At 64.2% G+C, this 20,172-nt stretch carries 20 protein-coding genes and 1 tRNA gene; 15 read left to right on the top strand and 6 right to left on the bottom strand.

Annotated features, from left to right (window positions below; translation table 11 throughout):
* Position 1: 1 nt before the first annotated feature.
* Genes DEQ92_RS15960 through DEQ92_RS15920 form a run of 9 tightly spaced genes read left to right on the top strand, consistent with a single transcriptional unit; the run spans position 2 to position 7,830 of the window.
* Complete coding sequence (locus DEQ92_RS15960; RefSeq protein ID WP_115821114.1) at positions 2 to 1,129, top strand: ABC transporter ATP-binding protein; 1,128 nt, start codon at positions 2 to 4, stop codon at positions 1,127 to 1,129.
* On the top strand, positions 1,126 to 2,190 hold the full coding sequence (locus tag DEQ92_RS15955; protein WP_004976503.1) for an ABC transporter ATP-binding protein: 1,065 nt from the start codon (positions 1,126 to 1,128) through the stop codon (positions 2,188 to 2,190). The genes DEQ92_RS15960 and DEQ92_RS15955 overlap by 4 nt, the downstream gene beginning before the upstream one ends.
* On the top strand, positions 2,187 to 2,549 hold the full coding sequence (locus DEQ92_RS15950) for a hypothetical protein (RefSeq protein WP_004976501.1): 363 nt from the start codon (positions 2,187 to 2,189) through the stop codon (positions 2,547 to 2,549). The genes DEQ92_RS15955 and DEQ92_RS15950 overlap by 4 nt, the downstream gene beginning before the upstream one ends.
* Positions 2,546 to 3,715: a DUF917 family protein gene (locus tag DEQ92_RS15945; protein ID WP_004976499.1), complete on the top strand. Its 1,170-nt coding sequence runs from the start codon at positions 2,546 to 2,548 to the stop codon at positions 3,713 to 3,715. The genes DEQ92_RS15950 and DEQ92_RS15945 overlap by 4 nt, the downstream gene beginning before the upstream one ends.
* Positions 3,716 to 3,723: 8 nt before the next feature.
* Entirely contained in the window at positions 3,724 to 4,641 is a 918-nt protein-coding gene (locus tag DEQ92_RS15940; RefSeq protein WP_004976497.1) for a DUF1177 domain-containing protein, read from the top strand.
* Between the two features lies 1 nt (position 4,642).
* The gene (locus DEQ92_RS15935; RefSeq protein ID WP_115805397.1) at positions 4,643 to 5,302 is read left to right on the top strand and encodes an AroM family protein; all 660 of its coding nucleotides are present in this window, start codon (positions 4,643 to 4,645) and stop codon (positions 5,300 to 5,302) included.
* 1 nt (position 5,303) lies between these two features.
* Positions 5,304 to 6,251 (top strand): aminopeptidase, encoded by a 948-nt coding sequence (locus DEQ92_RS15930; protein ID WP_115805396.1) that lies wholly within the window; start codon positions 5,304 to 5,306, stop codon positions 6,249 to 6,251.
* Positions 6,248 to 7,171 carry a nitroreductase family protein gene (locus tag DEQ92_RS15925; protein WP_115805395.1) on the top strand — a complete coding sequence of 308 codons (924 nt, stop codon included), beginning with the start codon at positions 6,248 to 6,250 and terminating at the stop codon, positions 7,169 to 7,171. The genes DEQ92_RS15930 and DEQ92_RS15925 overlap by 4 nt, the downstream gene beginning before the upstream one ends.
* Entirely contained in the window at positions 7,171 to 7,830 is a 660-nt protein-coding gene (locus DEQ92_RS15920) for an aspartate/glutamate racemase family protein (RefSeq protein ID WP_115821113.1), read from the top strand. Before DEQ92_RS15925 ends, DEQ92_RS15920 begins: the two co-directional genes overlap by 1 nt.
* 178 nt (positions 7,831 to 8,008) lie before the next feature.
* Here DEQ92_RS15920 and DEQ92_RS15915 read toward each other — a convergent pair whose 3' ends face one another.
* Positions 8,009 to 8,809 (bottom strand): TrmB family transcriptional regulator, encoded by an 801-nt coding sequence (locus DEQ92_RS15915; RefSeq protein WP_008096652.1) that lies wholly within the window; start codon positions 8,807 to 8,809, stop codon positions 8,009 to 8,011.
* Between the two features lie 385 nt (positions 8,810 to 9,194).
* Here DEQ92_RS15915 and DEQ92_RS15910 point away from each other — a divergent pair, with 385 nt between their 5' ends.
* Entirely contained in the window at positions 9,195 to 9,989 is a 795-nt protein-coding gene (locus DEQ92_RS15910) for a TrmB family transcriptional regulator (RefSeq protein WP_115821112.1), read from the top strand.
* Positions 9,990 to 10,039: 50 nt separating this feature from the next.
* Here the strand turns inward: DEQ92_RS15910 and DEQ92_RS23250 are convergent, their stop codons facing one another.
* Positions 10,040 to 10,405 carry a hypothetical protein gene (locus DEQ92_RS23250; RefSeq protein ID WP_147299500.1) on the bottom strand — a complete coding sequence of 122 codons (366 nt, stop codon included), beginning with the start codon at positions 10,403 to 10,405 and terminating at the stop codon, positions 10,040 to 10,042.
* Between the two features lie 327 nt (positions 10,406 to 10,732).
* On the opposite strand from DEQ92_RS23250, the gene katG reads away from it, so the two are divergent.
* On the top strand, positions 10,733 to 12,889 hold the full coding sequence (gene katG, locus DEQ92_RS15905; protein WP_004976488.1) for a catalase/peroxidase HPI: 2,157 nt from the start codon (positions 10,733 to 10,735) through the stop codon (positions 12,887 to 12,889).
* A 177-nt stretch (positions 12,890 to 13,066) separates the two neighbouring features.
* Here the strand turns inward: katG and DEQ92_RS15900 are convergent, their stop codons facing one another.
* On the bottom strand, positions 13,067 to 14,530 hold the full coding sequence (locus DEQ92_RS15900; RefSeq protein ID WP_233510399.1) for a methyl-accepting chemotaxis protein: 1,464 nt from the start codon (positions 14,528 to 14,530) through the stop codon (positions 13,067 to 13,069).
* Between the two features lie 576 nt (positions 14,531 to 15,106).
* On the opposite strand from DEQ92_RS15900, the gene DEQ92_RS15895 reads away from it, so the two are divergent.
* Both DEQ92_RS15895 and DEQ92_RS15890 read left to right on the top strand, forming a co-directional pair.
* The gene (locus tag DEQ92_RS15895; RefSeq protein WP_115805392.1) at positions 15,107 to 16,252 is read left to right on the top strand and encodes a Fic family protein; all 1,146 of its coding nucleotides are present in this window, start codon (positions 15,107 to 15,109) and stop codon (positions 16,250 to 16,252) included.
* A 226-nt stretch (positions 16,253 to 16,478) separates the two neighbouring features.
* Entirely contained in the window at positions 16,479 to 17,621 is a 1,143-nt protein-coding gene (locus DEQ92_RS15890) for a hypothetical protein (RefSeq protein WP_233510397.1), read from the top strand.
* Between the two features lie 259 nt (positions 17,622 to 17,880).
* On the opposite strand, the gene DEQ92_RS15885 is transcribed toward DEQ92_RS15890, so the two are convergent.
* Together DEQ92_RS15885 and DEQ92_RS15880 are read right to left on the bottom strand one after the other, a co-directional pair.
* Positions 17,881 to 18,210 carry a type II toxin-antitoxin system PemK/MazF family toxin gene (locus DEQ92_RS15885; RefSeq protein ID WP_004976484.1) on the bottom strand — a complete coding sequence of 110 codons (330 nt, stop codon included), beginning with the start codon at positions 18,208 to 18,210 and terminating at the stop codon, positions 17,881 to 17,883.
* The gene (locus tag DEQ92_RS15880) at positions 18,211 to 18,582 is read right to left on the bottom strand and encodes a hypothetical protein (protein ID WP_049905178.1); all 372 of its coding nucleotides are present in this window, start codon (positions 18,580 to 18,582) and stop codon (positions 18,211 to 18,213) included.
* Between the two features lie 361 nt (positions 18,583 to 18,943).
* Here DEQ92_RS15880 and DEQ92_RS15875 point away from each other — a divergent pair, with 361 nt between their 5' ends.
* Positions 18,944 to 19,459: a hypothetical protein gene (locus DEQ92_RS15875; RefSeq protein WP_199522743.1), complete on the top strand. Its 516-nt coding sequence runs from the start codon at positions 18,944 to 18,946 to the stop codon at positions 19,457 to 19,459.
* A gap of 85 nt (positions 19,460 to 19,544) precedes the next feature.
* A complete protein-coding gene (locus tag DEQ92_RS15870) occupies positions 19,545 to 19,904 on the top strand; it encodes a hypothetical protein (RefSeq protein WP_233510396.1) in 360 nt (119 codons plus the stop codon).
* A 167-nt stretch (positions 19,905 to 20,071) separates the two neighbouring features.
* On the opposite strand, the gene DEQ92_RS15865 is transcribed toward DEQ92_RS15870, so the two are convergent.
* Positions 20,072 to 20,144: transfer RNA gene (locus DEQ92_RS15865), tRNA-Arg, on the bottom strand.
* Positions 20,145 to 20,172 lie beyond the last annotated feature (28 nt).

Here is a 20,172-nt window from a genome sequence, read left to right as displayed (position 1 = left end):
GATGGCGGACCCCATCTTAGAGGTCAAGAACCTCCACGTCCACTTCGAGACCCACGACGGGACGGCCGAGGTGATAAACGGCATCGACTTCAGCATCGACCGCGGCGAGACCGCGGCGCTCGTCGGCGAGACGGGCTGCGGCAAGAGCGTCACCGTGAAATCCATCATGGGACTGCTCCCCTCGGCGACCATCCCCGAAGGCGAGATTCGCTACAAGGGCGAGGACGTGCTCTCGCTCTCCGACGCCGAGCGCCACTCGCGGCGCGGCAAGGAGATGAGCATGATAATGCAGGACCCGATGACGAGTCTCAACCCCGTCTTGACGGTCGGCGAGCAGATGATGGACGTGCTGAAGTGGCAGGGGCGACCGCGCCTGTCGCTGTCGAAGCTCGTCCGCGACGCGCTGTCGACCGGCGCGAAGGCCGAACACAGGAAACGGGCCATCGAGATGCTCGGCGAGGTCGAAATCTCGGCGCCCGAGCGCGTCTTCGAGAGCTACCCGGTCGAGCTCTCCGGGGGGATGCGCCAACGCGTCCTCATCGCCATCGCGCTCCTGTCGGAGCCGGACCTGCTCATCGCCGACGAACCGGGCACCGCCCTCGACGTGACGACCGAGGCGAAGGTGCTCGACCTCCTCGACGAACTCGTCGAGGAACGCGACACGAGCGTCCTCTACATCACCCACGACCTCGGGGTCGCCCGCGAGGTCAGCGACCGAATCAACGTGATGTACGCGGGCAAAATCGTCGAGCAAGCGCCGACCGTCGACCTGTTCGCGAACCCCCAGCACCCCTACACCCGCGGGCTGTTGGAGAGCATCCCGACGCTCTCGACCGGCATCGGCGACGGCATCGAGGGGCACCTGCCCGACTACACGAACCCGCCGGCCGGCTGTCGGTTCGCCGACCGCTGTCCGCACGCCGAGGCGGCCTGCCACGAGGCGTACCCGTACCCGCGGCGGACCGGTCCCGACCACGCGACCGCGTGTCACCTGTTCGACGGGCTCCCGGCCCGCGAGCGTCACGAATCGCTCGCCGCCGACCCGGTCGACATCGGCACCGCGCCGTGGCTGGCCGGCGGCGGCGACGCCCCCGGCGACATCTCCGCCGACGGGGGGACGGACCAATGAACGACTCAGCGTACACGACCGAATCGACGGCGGCGGCACAGCGCGACCGGGACCTCGACGATCCGATGGTCACGGTCGAGAACCTCAAGAAACACTTCCCGCTGTTCGAGGGCATCTTCCAGAAGAAGGCGGGGGAGGTCCGCGCCGTCGACGGCGTGAGCTTCTCCATCGCGGAGGGCGAGACGTTCGGACTCGTCGGCGAATCGGGCTCCGGCAAGACGACGACCGGCCGGTCGATGCTCCGCCTGACGGAGCCGACAAGCGGGCGGGTCGAAATCGACGGCCAGAACGTCGTCGACCTCTCCGACGGCGAGCTCAAGCGGTTCCGCCGGAACATGCAAATCGTCCACCAGGACCCGGCGTCGAGCCTCAATCCGCGACACCGCGTCAAGTCGATTATCGAGGCTCCCCTGAAGATTCACGACTACGGCGACTCCGAGGCCCGGCTCGAACGGGTCGAGGAACTCTTGGACATGGTGGACCTCCCACGGGAGTTCATGTACCGCTACCCCGGACAGCTCTCGGGCGGCCAGAAACAGCGCGTCGGAATCGCCCGCGCCGTGGCGCTCAACCCGAAGTTCGTCGTCCTCGACGAGCCGACGAGCGCGCTCGACGTGAGCGTGCAGGCCCGCATCATCAACATCCTCGAGGAGATACAGGAGGAGTTCGGTATCACCTACCTGTTCATCACCCACGACCTCTCGCTCCTGAAGAACGTCGCCGACCGCATCGGCGTCATGTACCTCGGTCGGCTCGTCGAGGTCGGCGACGTGGACTCGGTGTTCGGGTCGCCGCAACACCCCTACAGCCGGGCGCTCCTCTCCGCCATCTCGACCATCAGCGAGGAGGACGAACTGGCGAAGCCCGACCGAATCACGCTCGACGGCGAGGTGCCGGACCCGCGGGAGAAGCCGAGCGGCTGCGCCTTCCGTTCGCGCTGCGCCCACGAGTTCGACGCCTGCGCGGTCGAGGAGCCCGAACTGTACGAGCGCGGCCCGGATCAGGTCGCCCGGTGTTTCCTCCACGACGACCGGTTCGAGGAGGGCGCGGAGTGGGAATGACCGCAGAGCGCGCAGCGCGCCTCGCCGCCCTCCGGCGGGCGCGACGGAACCGCCCGTGGACCGACGAACTCCTCCGGTCGTGCGCGTCGGACCCGGCGGCGTTCAAGACCGCCCAGCCGGCGTGTTCGGCCTGCGACCGGCCGTGCCGCGACGACGAGGTCTGCGCCACGGCGGTGGCGAAGTCCGACGGGCTGTTCGAATCGATGGGCCGCGACCAGACGTACCACCTGCTCGCGGCGGGCATGAAGCGACTCCGGGCGCGGGGGACCGCGACGCTTCGCAACGCCGACAGACAGCGGCCGAACGCCTTCCTCAGCGTGACGGCCGACGACGCAGACTCCCCCGAGGCACCCCAATGACGACAGACGACACGCGGACACAGACGGACGGAACGCAGCGCGCGGCAAGAGACGACGCCGCGCCGACAGACGAGACACGACCCGAGCCGACGGGCGGCGAGCGGACGATAACGGCCGAATGGGTCGAAGACGTCGCGGTCGGCGGCGCGGTCCTCGGCGGCGGGGGCGGCGGCTCGCTGGCCAAGGGCATCGAGTTCGGCGAACTCGCCGTCGAGTACGGCCGGCCGACAATCGTCTCGGTCGCCGACCTCGACCCGACGGACGTGGTGTTGACAGTCAGCGGCGTGGGCGCGCCCGCCGCGACCGACAGCCACGTCGACCCCGCGGACTACGTGCGCGCGGTGGAACTGTTGGTGGACAGACTCGCGGCCGACGGAACGACCGTCGGCGCGCTGATGACGAACGAGATGGGCGGGTTCGCCACGGTAAACGGGCTGCTCCAGTCCGCCGTGACGGGCCTCCCGCTCGTCGATGCCGCCTGCAACGGGCGGGCGCACCCGACCGGGCCGATGGGCTCTATCGGGCTGTCGCAGGACTCCGAGTCGGTGCAGGCGGCGGTCGGCGGCGTGCCGGGCACCGCGGCCCGACTGGAGACGGTCGTCGAGGCCGAACTCGGCACGGCGGCGTCGCTCGTCCGGCACGCGGCCGAAGACGCCGGCGGCCTCGTCGCGGTCGCCCGCAACCCGGTTCCCGCGAGCTACGCCGAGGCGCACGCGGCGCTCGACACGTACGACCAGGCCGAGGCGGTCGGTCGCGCGGTCAGGCTCGCGGACGACGGCCGCGACGCCGCCGAACGCGTCGCCGACGCCGTCGGCGGCGAGGTCTCGCTCGTCGGTCCCGTCGAGTCGTTCGCGCTCGAAACGACCGGGGGATTCGACGTGGGCGAGGTCGAAATCGAGGGCCGCGAACTCACCTTCTGGAACGAGTACATGACGCTCGAACTCGACGGCGAGCGCCTCGCGACGTTCCCGGACCTCATCACGACGCTCGACGCCGAGACGGGGATGCCCGTCTCGACGGCGGAACTCGCGGAGGGCCGGTCGGTTGCGGTCGTCGTCGCGCCCGCGGCGAACCTCTCTCTGGGCGCGGGGATGGCCGACCCGGCGCTCTTCGACCCGGTGGAACAGGCGGTCGGAAAAGCGGTCAAATCACACGTATTCAACTAACGCAACTCATGTTCGACAAGATTCAGCAAGCATACGACATCCTCAGCCGTCCCGACGCGGACGGCGAACTGGTACGCGACGCACTCGAAACGTACGGTCTCGACACGGAAGTGACGACCATCTCGACCGACGAGGGGTCGACCGACTTCGTCAAGACGGTCGTCCCCGGGGCCGACCCGGACGCGCCGACGCTCGGCGTCATCGGTCGCCTCGGCGGGGTCGCCGCCCGGCCGGCCGAACTCGGACCGGTCTCCGACGCCGACGGGGCCATCGTGGCCCTCGCGGTCGCGCTCCACCTCGGCGAGATGCGCGCCCGCGGCGACGTGCTCGCCGGCGACGTTCGCATCGCCACGCACGTCTGTCCCGACGCGCCGACCTCCCCCCACGACCCGGTGCCCTTCATGGGCAGTCCGGTCGATACGAGCACCATGAACGAACACGAGGTGGACGAGGAGATGGACGCCGTCGTCTCCGTCGACGCCACGAAGGGCAACCGCGTCCACTGCGAGCGCGGCTTCGCCATCACGCCGACCGTCAAAGAGGGGTGGGTGCTGAAGGTGAGCGACAGCCTCCTCGACATCCAAGAGCGGTCGACCGGCCGCCCGCCGAGCACGCTCACGCTCACGATGCAGGACATCACCCCCTACGGCAACGACGTCCACCACATCAACAGCATCCTCCAGCCGGCGACGGCGACCGACGCGCCCGTCGTGGGCGTGGCGACGACGAGCGTCTCGCCCGTCCCCGGCTGCGGGACCGGCGCGAACTACCTCACCGACCTGCTCGACGCGACCGGGTTCGTCGTCGAGACGGCCAAGGACTTCACCCGCGGCCGCGCGTCGTTCTACGACGAGACCGAGTACGACCGACTCACGTCGCTGTACGGCTCGATGGGCCGTCTCCAGACCCTCGGCGAGGGCGTCTGAGATGTCGACGCTCGGACTCGTGACCATCGGACAGGCACCCCGGAGCGACGTGACGCCCGACATCGCGGCGGCGCTCCCGCCCGAGGTGGACATCGTCGAGGTCGGCGCGCTCGACCGGTTCGACTCGGCGGCCGAGGTCGAAGCGGCGGTCGGCCCGCGAGAGGGAGAGCCGGTGTACGTCTCCCGACTCGCCGACGGGACGCCCGTCACCGTCGACCGCGAGTCGGTCGTCGAACTCCTCCGCGAACGCATCCGCGCCCTCGAATCGGAGGTCACGGCCATCGGCGTCCTCTGTACGGGCCACTTCCCGCCGTTCGACGCCAGCGTGCCCGTCTTCGAGCCGAGCGACCTGCTTTCGGCGTGGGTCTCGACCATCCTCGACGGCGGGACCCTCGGCGTCATCATGCCCAAGGAGGAACAGGAGGCCATGACGTTCGAGAAGTGGGCCGACTACGACCTCGTCACCGCCGCGGGGTCGCCGTACGCCGACGAGGACGAGGTGTCCGCGGCCGCCGCCGAAATCGGCACCGACGCCGACCTCATCGTGATGGACTGCATGGGCTACACGCCCGAGATGAAAGCGACTGTCCGCGAGATTACGGACACGAGCGTCCTGCTCGGGCGGTCGGTGCTGGCGAAGACCGCGGAGGAGGTGCTCTGACGTGGCCGACCACCGCGCCGTGGCGAAGCGACTCCTCGCCGAGAACATGAACGCCCATCCCGGGGAGACGCTCCTCGTCGTGACCGACACCGACACGAACCACATCGGACGGGCGCTGTTCGATGCGGGGGTCGAACTCGGGCTGGAGTCCGGCCTGTTCGAGATTCCGCCGATGGAGCGAAACGGGATGGAGCCGCCCGAGTCGGTCGCCCGCGCGATGGAGTCGGCCGACATCGTGGTCTGTCCGACCAGCGCGTCGCTGACGCACACGCGGGCGCGGGAGGCCGCGACCGAGGCCGGCGCGCGCGTCGCCACGATGCCCGGCATCACGGACCAGATGTTCGGCGCGGGCGCGATTACGGCCGACTACGAGGAGGTCGAACGCCTGACGGCGGCGCTCACGGAGAAGCTCACCGCGGCCGACGAGGCCCGCATCGAGGCCGGCGGCGCGTCGGCGACGATGTCGCTTTCGGGCCGCGACGGCATCCCGAGCGACGGCATCATCGCCGACTCCGGCGACTCCGGTAACCTCCCGTCCGGCGAGAGCTACATCGCGCCGGTCGAGGGAACGGCGACCGGCACGCTCGTCTTCGACGGCGGCCTCGCGGGCGTCGGCGTCCTCGACGAGCCGCTGACGGTCGAACTCGACGAGGGGCGCATCACGGCCGTCGAGGGCGCGGCCGCCGACGAGTTCCTCGACGCGACGAGCGGCGACGACTGCGCCCGGCGAGTGTGCGAACTCGGCCTCGGGACGAACCCGGCGGCGAGCATCATCGGAACCGTCCTCGAAGACGAGAAGGTGTACGGCACCTGCCACGTCGCCTTCGGCGACAACCTCGGCTTCGGCGGGACCATCGACTGCGACTCGCACCTCGACGGCGTCATCCTCGAACCGACGGTCTCGCTCGACGGCGAGGTCGTCGTCGCCGACGGCGAGGTGCTCGTGTGAGCGACCGCACGCCCGCAGGCGGTGACCGCGCCGGCACGGACCGCACGAGCCGCACAGACCGGCCCGCGCTCGCCGCGGCGGTCGCCGACGTGCCGGACCTCGCCCCGTGGCTGGCGCGTCGCGCGACGGTCCGCCAGTTCGACACCGACGCCGAAATCCCCGACGACGAGGTCCGCGCGCTGGTCGACGCCGGGCGGAAGGCCCCGACCAGCGGGACGACCCAGATGTACAGCTTCGTCTGGATACGCGACCCCGACCGCCGCGAGCGGATTCACGAGCTGTGTAGCCGCGGCACCGTGCAGGTCGAGGAGGCGAGCCACTTCCTCCTCGTCTGCATCGACCTCCGCCGGATTCGACTGCTGTTGGAGCACCGCGACCGCGAGTTCCGGACGACGCCCGCGATGGGGCTGCTGGAGGGAGCGATAGACGCCTCGCTGGCCGCGATGGGCGTGATGCTGGCCGCAGAAAGCCGCGGTTACGGCGTCTGTCCCATCGGCAACATCCTGAACAACCTCACCGCGGTCGCCGCGACGACCGACCTCCCCTCGGGGGTCCTGCCGATTTTCGGCCTCTGTCTCGGCGTCCCGAGCCACGGCGAGGCGACCGAGCACGCCCCGCGGGTCCCGCTCGACGCGGTCCTCCACGAGGGCGGCTACCGCGACGCCACCGACGACCAGCTCGACGCCTGTTACGACGCGATGAACGAGATGTACGGCGACAGCGTCTACGGCGACGACCGCCGCGAGTGGCAGGAGACGCTCGAACGCTACTGGGGGCCGAACGGCTTCATGAACCGCCGCGAGGGCGAACTGCTCGACGCGCTCCGCCAGCAGGGGTTCTTCGAGGCCCGCGGTATCGACGAACCGGCGGATACGGACGCCGGCACGGACGCCGACCGGAACACCGGAGGTGCTGTCTGATGGTCGAACTCGGCGTCCTCCGCGTGCTCACGCTCGACGACCCCGAGGAGGTCGCCCTCCACGGGCGGCTCGTCGAGCGACACTACCCGCACGTCTCGACGCTGTCGCGGTGTATCCCCGCCCACCCCGACGGGATTCCGAACGCGGCCGCCGAGGCCGACGCCCTCCCGCACATCGAGGCGCTCGGCCGCGAGATGGCGACCGAGGTCGACGCGCTCTGCGTCAGCTGCGCGCTCGACCCCGGCGTGGAGGCGCTCGGCGACGCGCTCGACGTCCCGGTCGTCGGCGCGGGCGCGAGCGTGGCCGCCGTCGCGTCCGCCCGCGGCGAGCGCGTCGGGACGCTCGGCCTCGAAAACGGGGCCGGGTCGAGCATCCGACATCTGCTCGGCGACCGGCTCGCGGCCGAGGAGGTCGTCGAGGGCGCGGCGACGACGAACTACCTCACGACCGACGAGGGTCGGGCGGCGATTCGTGCGGCGGTCGACCGCCTCGTCGACGCCGGCTGCGACGTCGTCGCGCCGAGCTGTACCGGCATCTCCTCTTCGGGCGCGATTCCCGACGTGCGGGCCGACGTTCCGATACCCATCGTCGACCCTGTCGTGGCGATGGGCGCGGTGGCGACGACCGCGGTCGCGCCGCCGCGTCCACTACGGCAGTAGGTTGCCGGACCCGCCCCGATGGCATTCCGCGCCGCTCGCGCCGCGCTCGGGGCGACTCGCGCGAGCGTTTTTCTCGACAGTCGTCGGCCGATTGTAACGGGTCGCAGTAAGGAGTCCCAGGCTTCGAAGGCTTCTATCCCCGTGTTTCGAGTCGCCCACGGCTCCGGAGCCGTCCGCCTCAGTCGGCGGGGTCAGCGTTTTCGAGCCGCCACGTGAATATCGCACGGAGCACCGCGACGAGGCTGTTCGTCTCGCCCACACCCCAAATCGCCGTCTCCGAGCGAGGGTCGGACGGAGTCGCGTCCCTGCCGTTGACGAGCACGCTCGCGAGCGTTTGATTCCCGTCGACCATCATGAGGCGTCCCGCGGGCGTGTCCGACCACATCCAGAGCGTGTCGAACAGCTCCGCGTCGGGGATTTCGTCGCGAATCATCCCCTGAACGTCCGGCGAGATTCCCGCCACCCGAATCGAGACGCCCCGGCGTGCCGCCTCCCCCAGCGCCTCGACGATGTCCTCGGTGAGCAGTCCCTCGACGGTCATGTAGACGATTTCGTCCTCCGCGCCGCCGATAAATTCGAGGACACGGTCCGTGACGGCAGGCTGGCCTTCAACCGTCCAGACGCCACGCTGTTCCTGCTTGCGCTGGGTAGTTCCGAGTTCCTGAAGCGCCGTCGTCAGAAGGGAGGTCCGCTGTCTCATCTCCTGTTCGAACTTCTGGCACGTCGTCTCCGCGGATACCACCCAGAACTTCTTCGGTGAGGACTGTTGGATGTCGACGAGTCCCCGCTCGCGTAACTCGTCGACCGCGTCGTACACCCGAGTTCGTGGGACTTCGGAGACCTTGCTAATCTCCGTTGCCGTGCCGGTACCGAGGCTGGTGAGTGCGACGAAGGTCCGTGCGGCGTACGTGCTGAGGCCGAGTTGTTTCAATTGTTCGATTGCGACAGAACGGAAGTCGTCGCCCGAATCAGTACTCATAATGGGTGCCTCGATGTCTGCGAAACTCAGCCACGACGAGTGGCTGAGGCGGCACGTGTCAGTTGTGGTTGGGACACAGTACTCCACTGTGTGCCGCAGTCGCGATTCGTCCCGGCGCCGTATAGTTGTTTGTGATTATCTGAGTGAATTCATTACGTGTCGATTATCCGCGCGTAACGTACGAAAACTATGGAAAGTTACCGTGTCACTAAGAACATAACAACACCGTGTTCAGACCCACCGTGAAAACACGGTTTTAACCCCGAATTAACTCAGTTGGCTAACCTTGACGAAACGTATTCACTCGAAAAGTAACAATTGTTATCCGTTCGCCGATACAAGCGTTCGTGAGGAGACGGGACGCCTCGGAGTTCGGTTGAGACATATGAGCACGGGAGATCCACAAGAGGACGCTATCGACGTACTTCAGCAACTCGGACTCAAAGAGTACGAGGCAAAGTGTTTCGTCGGTCTCACTCGGGTCTCGACGGGCACGGCGAAGCAACTCAGCGAGATTACCGACGTACCGCGGACTCGCGTGTACGACGCCGTTCGCGTGCTGGAGGCACAGGGGCTCGTCGAAGTCCAGCACTCGAGTCCGCAGCGGTTCCGGGCCGTTCCGCTCGCGGAGGCGACCGAGACGCTCCGTGCGCAGTATCAAAACCGAATCGACCGGCTCACGAACGCGCTGGAGCGGACCGACAGAATCGACTCGGGCGAACAGGGCTCGGTTCAGGAAATCTGGGCGATGTCCGGGGCCGAGGCCATCGCGAACCGGACGCACAAGCTCATCGACGACGCGGACGACGAAATCGTACTCGTCCTCGGCGACGACTCGCTTCTGACCGACCGGTTCGCCGATGACCTGAACGTCCGAGCCGAGGATGTGGACGTGATCATCGGGGCGGCGACCGAATCCCTGCGACAGCAGGTGCGGGCGGCCGTCCCGAGCGCGACGACGTTCGTCTCCGGTCTCGAATGGCTCCGCGGCGAGAACACCGCCGAGAACCTCGCTATCGGCCGGCTCTTACTCGTCGACCGCTCGTCGATTCTCGTCAGCACCATCGTTCCCGCCACCGGCGAAGAACACGCGATTTTCGGCAGTGGATTCCAGAACGGACTCATCGTCATCTCGCGTCGGTTGCTGTCCCAAGGATTGCTCGGCCGCGACTCGGAGTAATCCGCTAGCGGCGCTGCCGTTCGTTCGCACGTCGGTTCGCTCGACGACGCCTACAGTACGTCGCCCGGCAGTTTCTTTCGGTGGTCGTCGATGACGCGCAACAGCGGTTCGATATCGTCGAAGCGCGGACCTCTGCGGATGTCGTACCAGTTCCCGTTCGGCTCGATGAGGCCCATCCGTTCGAGCTTCGGGAGGTGCACGTGGTACATCTGTAGTTTTAGTTCCCGCACGTCGGTTCCCGGAGGTGTGTGGTCAGCGTCGAACGCGGTGCTGTCGGGCCCCGCTCTGAGAAGCGTGAGAAGCAGTAGACGCCGTTCGACGTGTTGAATAGCCGCAAGTTGCGTGTCAAACGAGAGTGCCGTTGCTCCATCTTCCATGGTGCATGCGAATACAGCGGCGATATTCTTCAATGCCACACAAATTCACGTGGTAAGTATTTTTGATTATCCGAGTGAGATGTGGGTACCTCAGTGCGGTTGGACTCCTTTCGAGGACCCGAAACCGGCCGCTTCCGACCACCCACCCGCTTTCACCTCCGTTTCGGCGGGCGGGCGGCCGGAGGCGGACGCGTCGAGTCCACAACTTGTCACACCGTTTGCTAGATGTGTTTTACTGATAGACTACGTGCCAAACGCGAGCCCTCCGGAGAATTATTCATAAAGTAAAAAGATTGCTTTGGCTATAACCAAGAGTTAATTCAAAATCAGTCAATTTTATCACCCAAAAGCGGTAACCGTTGGCGTATGAATGGCTCCGACCATGACTGGTGGCCGAACCAGTTGAAACTCGAAATCCTCGACCAGAACGCACAACAGACCGACCCGGTGGGCGAGGAGTTCGACTACGCAGAGGAGTTCCAGAAGCTCGACTACGAGCAGGTGAAAGCCGACCTCGAAGAGCTGATGACCTCCTCGCAGGACTGGTGGCCGGCGGACTACGGTCACTACGGTCCCCTCTTCATCCGAATGGCGTGGCACAGCGCCGGAACGTACCGCGCGCACGACGGCCGCGGCGGCGCCTCCGGCGGGCACCAGCGCCTCCCTCCGATCAGCAGTTGGCCTGACAACGTGAACCTCGACAAGGCGCGCCGACTCCTCTGGCCCGTCAAAAAGAAGTACGGGAACCAGCTCTCGTGGGGCGACCTCATCGTCCTCGCCGGCAACGTGGCCCTCGAATCGATGGGCTTCGAGACGTTCGGCTTCGCGGGTGGCCGCGCCGACGACTACGTCGGCGACAAGGCACCCAGTTGGGGCCCCGAAGAGGAGTGGGAGACGACGTCTCCCGACCGCTTCGACGAGGAGGGTAACCTCAAAGAGCCGCTCGGAAACACCGTGATGGGCCTCATCTACGTCAACCCCGAGGGTCCCAACGGCGAACCCGACCTCGAAGGCTCCGCGAAGAACATCCGCCAGACGTTCAGCGGCATGGCGATGAACGACAAGGAGACCGTCGCGCTCATCGCCGGCGGCCACACCTTCGGGAAGGTCCACGGCGCGGACTCCGGCGACAACCTCGAAGCCGAGCCCGAGGCGGCACCCATCGAGGAACAGGGTCTCGGCTGGAAGAACGAGTTCGGCTCCGGGAAGGGCCCCGACACCATCACAAGCGGCATCGAAGGGCCGTGGACGCAGGCCCCCACGAAGTGGGACATGGGCTACGTCGACAACCTGCTCGACTACGAGTGGGAGGCTCACAAGGGCCCCGGCGGCGCGTGGCAGTGGCGGCCGGCCGACGAGTCGCCCGCGGACAAGATTCCGGACGCGGCGCCCGACGCTCACCTCCCCGACCAGCTCGTCGACCCGATGATGCTCACCACCGACATCGCCCTGAAGAAGGACCCCGACTTCCGCGCGGTGCTCGAGGAGTTCCAAGAGGACCCCGCGGAGTTCCAGGAGTCGTTCGCCAAGGCGTGGTACAAGCTCCTCCACCGCGACATGGGCCCGCCGTCCCGACTCGTCGGCCCCGAGGTCCCGGACGAAGCGATGCTGTGGCAGGACCCAATCCCCGACGCCGACTACGACCTCATCGACGAGGACGACGTCGAGGAACTCAAAGCCGAACTTCTCGACTCGGGCCTCTCGGTGTCTCAGCTGGTCAAGACGGCGTGGGCCTCGGCGTCCACGTACCGCGACAGCGACAAGCGCGGCGGCGCGAACGGCGCGCGCATCCGGCTCGAACCCCAGCGTAGCTGGGACGTCAACGAGCCCGACCAGCTCGACGACGTGCTCGGCACCCTCGAAGGGATTCAGGAGTCCTTCAACGGCGCGCAGTCCGACGACACTCGCGTCTCGCTCGCGGACCTCATCGTGCTGGGTGGCGCTGCGGCCATCGAGCAGGCCGCGGTCGACGCCGGCTACGACGTCGAAGTGCCGTTCGAGCCCGGTCGGACCGACGCGTCGCAGGAACAGACCGACGTCGAGTCGTTCGAGATGCTCAAGCCCGACGCCGACGGCTTCCGGAACTACATCGCGGACGACGCCGACGAGCGCCCCGAGGACCTGCTCGTCGACAAGGCGGACCTGCTCGACCTCTCGGCGCACGAGATGACCGTCCTCGTCGGCGGCATGCGCGCGCTGGGCGCGAACTACCAGGACTCCGACCTCGGCGTCCTCACCGACGAGCCCGAGACGCTCACGAACGACTTCTTCGTGAACCTGCTCGACATGGACTACGAGTGGGAGCCGGTCTCGGACGACCAGTATCTGTACGAGGTGCGCGACCGCGAGACGGGCGACGTCGAGTGGGAGGCCACTCGCTTCGACCTCGTCTTCGGTTCGAACTCCCGCCTGCGCGCCATCGCGGAAGTGTACGGCGGCGACGACGGCGAAGCGGAGTTCGTCGAGGACTTCGTCGAGACGTGGCACAAGATCATGAGCCACGACCGCTTCGACCTCGAATAACCGCGACGCCCGCCCTCGGCTGAGGCGCGGAATCGGTTCCCGCGGCGGATGCGACCGCCGCCGCCGGCTGACTTTTTTGCTCGCGTTCTCGCATTCGCTCCCCGAGCGACTGCAGACGCGAGTCGGCAGTCGTTCGTCGGTCCCGACTCGACCGGACCCGGCCCGACCCGACCCGGCTCAGCCGCCGGACGGAACCTCGCAGTCGAACGTTTCGAGCTGCTCTTGCAGGCCGCCGGTCTGGCCCCTGAGGTCGTCGAGTTGCGCTCGAATCTCCGAAATCGTCGCCGCTCTGGACTCGGCTTGGCTCGCCAGCGCGTCGCTCTGTTCTGCGATGTCCCGCGAGTGGTCGGCGATGCCGATAATCGCGTCGACAACTTCCTCGGTCGTCCGCGCGCCGTCGTCGGTCGCCGTGGCGACCTCGTTGACCGACATGTCGACGCTTTCGACGATTTCCGAGACCGCCACGAACGCCTCGGCGGCGTCGGTCGTCGTCGACCGCCCGGTTTCGAGTTGCGCCTTCGTCTGTTTCATCTCCGCCTGCACGCGCGCCACGTCCTCGACCGTCTCGGTTATCGTCCGCTCGATGGCCGCCGAGTGGTTCTGCGTCTCGTCGGCGAGGGACTTCACCTCGTTCGCGACGACGGCGAACCCCTCGCTTCCGTCCGAAGCGCGGGCGGCCTCGATGTTCGCGTTGAGCGCGAGCGTGTTCGTCTGCTCGGCGATCGACTCGATGAGGTCGGTGCTCTTCGAGACGTCGTCCATCCGGTCGTCCAGCGATTCGACGAGCGACGCGAGTTCGTCGACGCTCTGCTCGATGTTCTCTATCGCCTCGATGGCCGCCGCCGCGGTTCCCGTGCCCTCGTCGGCGGCCGTCGCCGCGTTACTGGCTTCGTCTGAGACCTGGTCGGCGTTCGCGGCGATTTCCTCGATTGTCGCCGACAGGCTGCTCAGTTCGTCGGTCGTGGATTCGAGGTCGTGGGCCTGTTCGCGTACGTCTGTGGCGAACGCCCGCACGTCGGCCGCGAGCTGTCGTTGCGTCCGTTCGAGCGTCTCCGCGTCGTCGTGGGCCGACCGCGTCGTCCGCTCGACGGTCGCCGCGAACGCCCGGAGGTCGACGATGGTCGATGAGAGGTCGCGCTTCATCGCCACAAACGCGTCGCTGATGGCTTCGATAGCCTCGATATCGGTGTTCTCGGGCGGGTTCGCGGTGAAATCCCCTTCCGAGACCGCGTCCATGGCCGCGGCGAGTTCGTCGGCCTGCACCACCAACTGCTCGTTTAGGCGCTCGACTTCGGCCTTCGCCTCCTCGCTGTCTTCGAGGCTCTGCATCTTCTTTCTGGTCTCCTCCCGAGAACGCTCGACGGAAAACCAGTTCGTGACTAACGCCGACGCGAGCATGAGGATGAACACCGCGTGGACGAGCCCCCAGCCCATCGGGTTGGCGATGGCGTCCGGGTGGTTGTACACCGCCTCGGGGTGCGCCATGCCGAAGATGCCGTGCTGGACGGCGACGTACAGGATGCCCACGACGAACGGGAGCCAGTCCTCGTACACCGCGAGGACGCCCACGATGACGAAGAAGTGGAAGTGCGCCTCGATGTATCCCCCCGAAAAATAGACGAGCAGGGCCGAACACGTCATCAAGCCGATCGACGCGAACCCGCTCCGAACCCGGCGCGGAAGCCATGGCAACCACGCGAACAGGGTCAACCCCACGACTGCGCCGACGCCGAGCAGGACGTGCTGGGAGAGTTCGTCATGGTGCGTGACGAAACCGGTTGGTGGTGAAAATGCTAAATCGGTGGCTACAGCGCTCGCTCTTTGGTTCTAAAGCGTTCCAGAACTGTACGGACCCAACGGGCTTTCGTTCGGTGGACGAACGGGGTCTAGATTTCAGGCGAATGAGGGACTGCACGGCGCATTTTCAACGTGACCGACAGGTCGCATTTTTGGATTCATTTCGTTCGAAATCTGAACGTTGGTAGTTGTCTCCCAGCCAGAACGGTTCGTTGTCAAATCGTCTCCTTGTTAGTCGACGACGGGTGACTCGAACACGTTTGTTTGTTTAGTGGTTTAAATGATAGTTTTACAAGGGCCGATATCAACGACTGTTATTTCAAATTTCCCGGGTTGCTCTGTACATACCGGGCTTCATCCCGATCTTGTTCAATTGGTATATGAATAGTTATACATGGGTACCCCATGTACTGCGTAGAAATGCGGAGGAAGAAGCTCCCGAAGGAGGCACCGGGGAAGTACGTCGAGTATCATCCGCGTCCGTATTACTCGCCAGACCCGCTTCCGCCAGAGCCCAAAATCGAACTCCCCGACGAGACACACGACCTCGTCGCCGACGCAGCCTACCAGATTGGTCGTGTCGACGGCATCAGTTCGACAGTCGACTTCGCGGCCGTCCTGTACACGACGCTCATCCGAATCGAGGCAGTCGAGTCCGCCCGAATCGAGGGTGCAGAAGTCGACTACCAGGACGTCGCCGCATTCCACACGAAACACGAAGACAGCGCCGATGCAGAGGCACAAAGCAAGGACTTGCGTGAGGCCCTGAACTACGAGGAGGCGCTCCTGTACGGCATCGACCACGTCGGTGGCGGTGGCGAAATCACGCTCGACCTGCTCAAACACCTCCACGAGATGCTCCTCGACGACGTGCGTAACGAGGGCGACGTCGTCGGAGAGTTCCGCGACCACATGGTCCGGCTCAACAGTCCGAACCCAGCCAAAGACCCGTTCATCCCTCCATCGGCATCGTCTCTCGATGACCTCATGTCCTCACTCGTCGAGTACGTTGGGATGAATGGTGAGTACCACCCACTCGTCGACGCCGCGATTATCCACTACTTCTTCGAGACGGTTCACCCGTTTTCAGACGGGAACGGGCGTCTCGGCCGACTCGTCATCATCCTCTATCTGGTCGACCAAGGCTACATCGAGAGTCCGTACATCTATCCGAGTGCCTACTTCAACCGAAACAAGGTCGAGTACGTCGAGAAGATGCGCGCCGTGAGTGAGCAGGGCGAGTGGGTCGAGTGGATCGGCTTCTTCCTCGAAGCACTTCGGTCGCAGGCCGAAGAGTCGTACGACCGGACGTGGGCACTCAAAGAACTGCAATCGAAATACGAGACGGACTACGCGGGGAACACGTCGACAGACAGATTCGCCCGCAAATTACTCGAAGTTCCGTACTTCACGGCGAACGACATCGTCCGGGAACTCGACGTGTCACGTGGAACTGCCTACAACGTCATCGATAATCTCGAAGACGCCGGCCTCATCGAAGAAGTGACTGGGGCCGAGTGGGGTCAAGAGTACAAGGCAGTGGAAGTGTTCGACGTGTTCGAGTAGGTCGCTTCGGCGCGAAGGTTTAAGTCATAAACCGGGACCATCCCGGTTTATGCACCGTCGAACGTTCCTCACCTCGCTCGCACTCGCATCGACTGCTGGTTGTACGACGAAGACTGACTCGTCCGCTGCATCGTCTAGGACGGAAGCGACACCAACTCCTGAGGCGAGTGGACCAGTACAACGTTCGGTCGGAGAGTCGTACTCACGGTCCAATGGTGCCACCATTGTGGTTGCATCCGCTCGGTTCAGCGGCGCAGCGCGGCTGGACGATGGAACCACAATCAGCCCAGAGCCGGGTAACGCTTTGATCTTAGCTGACGTCCGGTCAGCGAATACAGGCGAGTCGGTCGTCAACCTCCCTTCCCGTGACTCTCTGGCACTTATCACCGGTGGGAGCCAGTACCGGCCTCTCAAACCGAAGGGGAAACCGGGTGGTGAACCGACGCTGTCGTTCCCGCTCGGTGGGACACTTTACGAAACAGCCGAAGACGCGCATCCTAACGTCACCGCGTTGGGCTGGGTTTTCTTCGAGGTCCCGGCTGACTCGACGGATTTCCGTATTTCGCTCTCCGATTCACAGTCGTCGACTTTGGAAGCGTATTGGGAGGGAACGGTCGACCCGAGTTCGCTTCCAGATGTGGAACTCACGTCTCTCGATGTCCCCGAAGAACACGTTAACGGTGACCCAATAGAGTTCTCGGTGTCGGTGACGAACACCGGTGGGAGTGCTGGATTGTTCAACCAGCGGTTCTCTGTCGCACGGAGCACCGAGCCGAATGCACCGGGCGGCGTACTTGATACCACAGTTGAGCCTGGTGAGACGGTGACAATCGAAAGAACGGTCCCAGCAAAAGGGGTTCAAGACGTAACGATTGCAGTGCCTCCGGCGTTCGAGAAAACGACTCACGTCGTTCCCACGAAGGCACAGTTTGGAAGCTCTCACGAGCTACCGAATGGTGTCAAACTTCGGGTGAGCAAACCGACAGTCAGTGATACGGTCTGGGTCGACGAAAACGGAAGTGGCTTCGAAAACCACTCTCTCGACAGGCGTTCGTTCGCTGTCTTCGAGATAACTGCGTGGAACCCGACGGATTCGACTATCTCAGAACCTGACAAAGACTGGTTCGAAGTCGAAGGGAACGGATTTGTCGATTCAAATTCGAACCGTGGGTTCGCACGTGGACTGCGTGAACCGGTCGAGATGCCATACTTCCGTGGCTCGCGTGAGCTTGCCCCCGGAGAAACGACGAATGGTGTCCTCTACTTCGACGTTCCGAAGAACACGAGTGTTGACGAGATCGCTTGTCGAGTGAAATGGCCTGTGACGGAACGTTCGAACAAGGTCTGTGAATGGAAGATGAGTGAATAACCACGCGTACAGGCCTGTTCGTCTTCCAAGAGTTGGTGTAGAGTATCTCGATACGGTCTGGTTCGATAGGTACCATTCCCTCTCGGCGAACGAAATCTACGGTAGTTCGTTCGTCCAACTGTCGAGGAACCTTCTGTGGCCTCTATGCACTGAATATGTGGTTTTAGAAAATGACGGACCCGAAGGGAATGCGTCATCGTGTGTGACGAATTTGGTTTAATCGGTTCGTTGTCTGGCGATTAGCGACTCTCAGTTCTGGCTACCTCAGATACTGTTCAACCTGCTCGACGACGCGGTCGACAAACGTCTCTTCGAGACGTCCCTGCCACGCCACGAAATCCTCTTTGCGAGGTGAGTGAACTGCCCACGGAGAGACGAACGAGTCGCGAGGAACACCACCGATTTCCCAGAGGCCATCGGTGAGCGGGAGTGAGTCGTCGTACTCTTTCGTCGAGATAGCGACCGCAATGTACTGCTGGCCACCGAACGGGTGAGAGTCGTTGTTGACGATGAGCCACGGTCGTTGCTTGTCATCACCGAGTTTGAAGGGGTCAGAACTCCGGACGACGTCTCCGCGCTCTGGCTGCATCTACTGTCGGTCCTCGTCTCGTTCGCTCGGATGTGGTGTCTCCGGAGCGACTGAGTCCCACTCGTCGGCGTCGATGCCACTGTCTTCGTCGTTGAGTCGCTCGCTCGTGGTGTGGAGGTCGTAGGCGGCAGCGACACGCTCTTGGTCCTCTGCGATTGCCCAGAACTCTCCCTTGTGGCGAACGAGGTTGCGGTCCTTCAAGCGGGAGAGTGCAGTCCCGACGGTATTCGGGTTCTCGCTGATGGCAGTCGCAATCTCAGAGCGGGTGAATGCTTGGTCGCTGTGAGTGTAGAGGTACGTGACCACCTGTTCGGGGACGCTTGGCCCTCGTGGAAGGTCACCAGATTCGAAGTCGTCGATGCTCACGGGCATACTGTGAAATATGTGTACTGATGTAATGAGTGTACTGCTGTACTTTGTGTTCTGAAGATTGTAGTGAGTTCGTCATGCTACGTGACGAAATCTGTCGACAGGAAAATATGCGATTCGACGGGTAGAGAGCCCGCTCTTTGGTTCTAAAGCGTTCCAGAACTGTACGGACCCGACGGGCTTTCGTTCGGTGGGCGAACGGGGTCTAGATTTCAGGCGGTTGAGGGGCTGTACGATACATTTCCAGCACGACCAGTAGACTGCATTTTTGGATTCATCTCGTTCATCAGACGAACGCTATCCTTTGTCAGACCCATATTTCCAACCTAGTGGATATATGTTTTACCACTTCGTAGAACCGAGTATGCCCGACGAAACCCAGAACGACCCTCGTGCTTCGATGACCCGAGGCGAGCGCATCCGTGCCGCCGCCCGCACCCTTCGAACGCCTCGAACCGCGTCGTGGGTCGCAAACGAGACTGATGTTTCCGTCAAGACGGCCCAGAAGTATCTGGACCAGCTCGTTGAGGACAACGTCCTCCGCAAAATCGAACAGGGCGACCAGACGCTCTACTGCGTTGACCAGCTGATGGCGACCTACCGAGAGGTCGCGGCACTCCAGCGAGAACATAGCCGGGAGGAGTTGACGAACGCCCTCGATTCGATGCGGAGCAAGATCACGGACTGGAAGCAGTCGTATGATGTCGAGACACCAGGCGAACTTCGGGCGAGTATCGCGGACCTCGACGACGCCGACGAAGTCGCGGAACGCCGGGAAGTCGCCAGCGAGTGGGAACACCTCGCCGACCGAATTCCGGTCGTTCGAGCAGCGCTCAACGAGTACGACTGGGCGACCAAACGGGACTCCATCTCCGCGTGATCAAATGGGCTTATCCGGAACTATCGACAGTTCGGTCTACGAGGGACTAAAGGACGTTCTGCAGCGACATCCTGCAGTCACGTCGGTGTCCTACGAACCGGACAGCATCGTCAAGAAGTACATCCAAGCAGAACTTGACCCCAATCGAGTCGTGCCGGCGACTGGGCCAGAGTCTCCAACACTCGACGTGGAGTGGCGGTTCGCCGGAGACGAGTCACAATTTCGGATTCATTACGCAGACCCGAATACAGAGTTCAATTGTGGATGGCATCGGGACGACGACCATCCCGAACTTGGGGCGGTTCATTTCCAGTATTATCTGCCCGACGAAGGAGAGACCAATCACGAGGCGGCTCAGTTCGAGAAGCAGATTCCGACAGAGATTCTGTGGACGGTTCTGGATAGGTTGTTTCAGGAGCGGCTTCCGGAACTCACGATGGAATAGGTAGCGTTGGGAACGAACGAAATCTTGGACAGTTTGTTCATTGAAGCGGTGAGGGAACTTCTGGGGTCTCTCTGCGTCGAATATGCCGTTTTAGAAAATGACGGACCCGACGGGATTCCCGCGAGCGCAAGCGAGCGGGAAGTCGTCGGGGGAGTGAGCGGAGCGAACGGACCCGACGGGATTTGAACCCGCGACATCTTGGTCCGGAACCAAGCACTCTGTCCACTGAGCTACGGGCCCTCAGCGGAGAGAGCTACACGGCACCGAC

This window comes from Haloferax sp. Atlit-6N (genome assembly GCF_003383195.1).
Taxonomy (GTDB): Archaea; Halobacteriota; Halobacteria; order Halobacteriales; family Haloferacaceae; genus Haloferax; species Haloferax gibbonsii.
Note: the sequence above shows the minus strand (reverse complement) of the source record. Positions and strands in the feature narration are given on the sequence as shown.

Excerpts from the sequence above, each read along its gene's own strand:
- DEQ92_RS15960 (WP_115821114.1), top strand. The coding sequence starts at position 2 with ATGGCGGACCCCATCTTAGAGGTCAAGAACCTCCACGTCCACTTCGAG.
- DEQ92_RS15955 (WP_004976503.1), top strand. The coding sequence starts at position 1,126 with ATGAACGACTCAGCGTACACGACCGAATCGACGGCGGCGGCACAGCGC.
- DEQ92_RS15950 (WP_004976501.1), top strand. The coding sequence starts at position 2,187 with ATGACCGCAGAGCGCGCAGCGCGCCTCGCCGCCCTCCGGCGGGCGCGA.
- DEQ92_RS15945 (WP_004976499.1), top strand. The coding sequence starts at position 2,546 with ATGACGACAGACGACACGCGGACACAGACGGACGGAACGCAGCGCGCG.
- DEQ92_RS15940 (WP_004976497.1), top strand. The coding sequence starts at position 3,724 with ATGTTCGACAAGATTCAGCAAGCATACGACATCCTCAGCCGTCCCGAC.
- DEQ92_RS15935 (WP_115805397.1), top strand. The coding sequence starts at position 4,643 with ATGTCGACGCTCGGACTCGTGACCATCGGACAGGCACCCCGGAGCGAC.
- DEQ92_RS15920 (WP_115821113.1), top strand. The coding sequence starts at position 7,171 with ATGGTCGAACTCGGCGTCCTCCGCGTGCTCACGCTCGACGACCCCGAG.
- DEQ92_RS15915 (WP_008096652.1), bottom strand. The coding sequence starts at position 8,809 with ATGAGTACTGATTCGGGCGACGACTTCCGTTCTGTCGCAATCGAACAA.
- DEQ92_RS15910 (WP_115821112.1), top strand. The coding sequence starts at position 9,195 with ATGAGCACGGGAGATCCACAAGAGGACGCTATCGACGTACTTCAGCAA.
- katG (WP_004976488.1), top strand. The coding sequence starts at position 10,733 with ATGAATGGCTCCGACCATGACTGGTGGCCGAACCAGTTGAAACTCGAA.
- DEQ92_RS15900 (WP_233510399.1), bottom strand. The coding sequence starts at position 14,530 with ATGACGTGTTCGGCCCTGCTCGTCTATTTTTCGGGGGGATACATCGAG.
- DEQ92_RS15895 (WP_115805392.1), top strand. The coding sequence starts at position 15,107 with ATGCGGAGGAAGAAGCTCCCGAAGGAGGCACCGGGGAAGTACGTCGAG.
- DEQ92_RS15885 (WP_004976484.1), bottom strand. The coding sequence starts at position 18,210 with ATGCAGCCAGAGCGCGGAGACGTCGTCCGGAGTTCTGACCCCTTCAAA.
- DEQ92_RS15880 (WP_049905178.1), bottom strand. The coding sequence starts at position 18,582 with ATGCCCGTGAGCATCGACGACTTCGAATCTGGTGACCTTCCACGAGGG.
- DEQ92_RS15875 (WP_199522743.1), top strand. The coding sequence starts at position 18,944 with ATGCCCGACGAAACCCAGAACGACCCTCGTGCTTCGATGACCCGAGGC.